Source organism: Halomonas ventosae, assembly GCF_004361885.1.
Lineage (GTDB): Bacteria > Pseudomonadota > Gammaproteobacteria > Pseudomonadales > Halomonadaceae > Halomonas > Halomonas ventosae_C.
On sequence record NZ_SNWH01000043.1, the window covers coordinates 1 to 4,242 of the forward strand.

Annotated in this window: 2 tRNA genes and 2 rRNA genes; all 4 read left to right on the forward strand. The window is 55.1% G+C overall.

The annotated features are described in order from the left end of the window. The first annotated feature begins 315 nt into the window (after positions 1–315). Positions 316–1,864, forward strand: a 16S ribosomal RNA gene (locus tag DFO68_RS15175). 172 nt (positions 1,865–2,036) lie between these two features. After that, positions 2,037–2,113, forward strand: a tRNA-Ile gene (locus DFO68_RS15180). A 194-nt stretch (positions 2,114–2,307) separates the two neighbouring features. Then, positions 2,308–2,383: transfer RNA gene (locus DFO68_RS15185), tRNA-Ala, on the forward strand. 300 nt (positions 2,384–2,683) lie between these two features. Next, a 23S ribosomal RNA gene (locus DFO68_RS15190) occupies positions 2,684–4,242 on the forward strand; the annotation flags it as partial.

Here is a 4,242-nt window from a genome sequence, read left to right on the forward strand (position 1 = left end):
CGTAGAGTACGCATCCGCTGCCGGCGACGGGACAGGTTGCCGGCGGTGGAGAGGGAAAGATCAGGGGTTGACAGGCAACGCCGATCACGTAGAATACGCCTTCCTTGCGGGGCGCCGGCGGGACCACCGCTTCATCGAAGCAGTTGGCACGACGGCAACAGCGAGAGCTCTTTAACAATCGATCAGGTAATTCATGTGGGCGCTTGTCGGGATGTCGGTGACCAGTCACTGCAACATTCAAGGCAAGCGACTCGTCAAGAGACGTTTGAAACCTTGAGTCAGGTTTGGTTCCACCTTAGGAACCAGTCAGACTTTAAACTGAAGAGTTTGATCATGGCTCAGATTGAACGCTGGCGGCAGGCCTAACACATGCAAGTCGAGCGGTAACAGACCCTTCGGGGTGCTGACGAGCGGCGGACGGGTGAGTAATGCATAGGAATCTGCCCGGTAGTGGGGGATAACCTGGGGAAACCCAGGCTAATACCGCATACGTCCTACGGGAGAAAGCAGGGGATCGTGTTCTTCGGGACAGGACCTTGCGCTATTGGATGAGCCTATGTCGGATTAGCTGGTTGGTGAGGTAATGGCTCACCAAGGCGACGATCCGTAGCTGGTCTGAGAGGATGATCAGCCACATCGGGACTGAGACACGGCCCGAACTCCTACGGGAGGCAGCAGTGGGGAATATTGGACAATGGGCGCAAGCCTGATCCAGCCATGCCGCGTGTGTGAAGAAGGCTTTCGGGTTGTAAAGCACTTTCAGTGAGGAAGAACGCCTTGGGGCGAATAGCCCCGAGGAAAGACATCACTCACAGAAGAAGCACCGGCTAACTCCGTGCCAGCAGCCGCGGTAATACGGAGGGTGCAAGCGTTAATCGGAATGACTGGGCGTAAAGCGCGCGTAGGTGGCGTGATAAGCCGGTTGTGAAAGCCCCGGGCTCAACCTGGGAATGGCATCCGGAACTGTCAGGCTAGAGTGCAGGAGAGGAAGGTAGAATTCCCGGTGTAGCGGTGAAATGCGTAGAGATCGGGAGGAATACCAGTGGCGAAGGCGGCCTTCTGGACTGACACTGACACTGAGGTGCGAAAGCGTGGGTAGCAAACAGGATTAGATACCCTGGTAGTCCACGCCGTAAACGATGTCGACTAGCCGTTGGGGTCCTCGAGACCTTTGTGGCGCAGTTAACGCGATAAGTCGACCGCCTGGGGAGTACGGCCGCAAGGTTAAAACTCAAATGAATTGACGGGGGCCCGCACAAGCGGTGGAGCATGTGGTTTAATTCGATGCAACGCGAAGAACCTTACCTACCCTTGACATCGTGCGAACTTGGTAGAGATACCTTGGTGCCTTCGGGAACGCACAGACAGGTGCTGCATGGCTGTCGTCAGCTCGTGTTGTGAAATGTTGGGTTAAGTCCCGTAACGAGCGCAACCCTTGTCCCTATTTGCCAGCGGGTAATGCCGGGAACTCTAGGGAGACTGCCGGTGACAAACCGGAGGAAGGTGGGGACGACGTCAAGTCATCATGGCCCTTACGGGTAGGGCTACACACGTGCTACAATGGCCGGTACAAAGGGTTGCAAAGCCGCGAGGTAGAGCTAATCCCGAAAAGCCGGTCTCAGTCCGGATCGGAGTCTGCAACTCGACTCCGTGAAGTCGGAATCGCTAGTAATCGTGAATCAGAATGTCACGGTGAATACGTTCCCGGGCCTTGTACACACCGCCCGTCACACCATGGGAGTGGACTGCACCAGAAGTGGTTAGCTTAACCTTCGGGAGAGCGATCACCACGGTGTGGTTCATGACTGGGGTGAAGTCGTAACAAGGTAGCCGTAGGGGAACCTGCGGCTGGATCACCTCCTTAAACGACGAATCATCACGCCCGGCAAGTGTCCACAATGAATTACCTGATCGAACGAGCAACGACTGTTTGGGTCTGTAGCTCAGTGGGTTAGAGCGCACCCCCTGACCTTTATGGAAAGGAGGGTGAGGTTTGCCGACCGAACTGAAATAGGTTTAGCAGTTAGTATGGTGCTGGGTCTGTAGCTCAGTGGGTTAGAGCGCACCCCTGATAAGGGTGAGGTCGGCAGTTCAAGTCTGCCCAGACCCACCATTCTCTGAATGGCCGGATCGCTCAGTTGGTGAGAGCGCACCCCCAGATGTTCTATAAAGAGAAGGGTGAGGTCGCGGGGTTTATTTCAAGTCTGCCCAGACCCACCAAATTTGCGTGATACTGCGTTGCTTTGCGACTCGCATAGCAGGCTATGCGTCACCACAAAGCGCCTTGTCTCACCTAAATTATTGTCTGGGGCCATAGCTCAGCTGGGAGAGCGCCTGCCTTGCACGCAGGAGGTCAGCGGTTCGATCCCGCTTGGCTCCACCATCTTCCTCTCGGAAGCGCGGAGCTCAGCTGGAGAGCGCCTGCCCTTGCACCAGGGGGTCGCCCCGACTTCGATCTTCAGGCGCTACCATCCAACAGTCCGTGACCTGATCGAGTCTGCAGTCACAAGCCATCGTCACACCCAGTGATGTCAGGTTTGTGACTGTCGATTGACAGTCTGCTCTTTAACAATGTGAATCATGCTGACAAAGTTTCTTCCGAGAGGAAGAGACGCGAGATACGTCTCAAGCGTATCCGGCAATTGTCGATCGTCATCGCGGACCAGACCTCTTGGGGTTATATGGTCAAGCGATGAAGCGCATACGGTGGATGCCTAGGCAGCCAGAGGCGATGAAAGACGTGGCAGCCTGCGATAAGGCTCGGCGAGGTGGCAAACGACCTGTGACCCGGGCATTTCTGAATGGGGAAACCCACCCGACCACTTTCGAGTGGTCGGGTATCCCACCCTGAATCCATAGGGGTGGGAGGCGAACCGGGGGAACTGAAACATCTCAGTACCCCGAGGAAAAGAAATCAACCGAGATTCCCCCAGTAGCGGCGAGCGACCGGGGACCAGCCCTTAAGTCCGACCACTTCGTAGTGGAATAGTCTGGGAAGGCTAACCATAGGGAGTGATAGTCTCGTACACGAAACGAGTGGTCGGATGAAATCGAGTAGGTCGGGGCACGAGAAACCTTGACTGAAGACGGGGGGACCATCCTCCAAGGCTAAATACTCCTGGCTGACCGATAGTGAACCAGTACCGTGAGGGAAAGGCGAAAAGAACCCCGGAGAGGGGAGTGAAATAGATCCTGAAACCGTATGCGTACAAGCAGTGGGAGCCCGACCACTCAATCATTTTGGCAAGCTTATGTATTATTTTTATGTCCTGCAAAACATTGCCTGTCCGACGGAGTTCTACACCGGTTATAGCGGTGATCTCCGAAGAAGGCTTGGCGAGCATAATGCCGGCAAGCAACAAGCGACACGTGGCAGAACATGGAGGCTGGTATATTACGAAGCTTATCTCAGTGAACGAGTGGCTCAAGAACGAGAGCAGAAGATCAAGCGCAATGGTCGAATGCGAACGTTGTTGATGGACCGCATCACATCACAGTGTTCAGAGTGATTGAGTGGTCGGGTGACCGCGTACCTTTTGTATAATGGGTCAGCGACTTATTTTCAGTGGCGAGCTTAACCGATTAGGGGAGGCGTAGCGAAAGCGAGTCTTAACGGGGCGACCAGTCGCTGGGAATAGACCCGAAACCGGGCGATCTATCCATGAGCAGGGTGAAGGTTGAGTAACATCAACTGGAGGCCCGAACCAGGATCTGTTGAAAAAGATTTGGATGACTTGTGGATCGGAGTGAAAGGCTAATCAAGCCCGGAGATAGCTGGTTCTCCTCGAAAGCTATTTAGGTAGCGCCTCACGTAGCACCGCCGGGGGTAGAGCACTGTTTCGGCTAGGGGGTCATCCCGACTTACCAACCCGAGGCAAACTCCGAATACCGGTGAGTGACGCGTGGGAGACACACAGCGGGTGCTAACGTCCGTTGTGAAAAGGGAAACAACCCAGACCGTCAGCTAAGGTCCCGAAATCCTGGTTAAGTGGGAAACGATGTGGGAAGGCTCAGACAGCTAGGAGGTTGGCTTAGAAGCAGCCATCCTTTAAAGAAAGCGTAATAGCTCACTAGTCGAGTCGGCCTGCGCGGAAGATGTAACGGGGCTCAAACCAGGTACCGAAGCTACGGGTGCCCGACCACTCTCGAGTGGTCGGGCGCGGTAGAGGAGCGTCGTGTACGCCGATGAAGGTGGATCGAGAGGTCTGCTGGAGGTATCACGAGTGCGAATGCTGACATGAG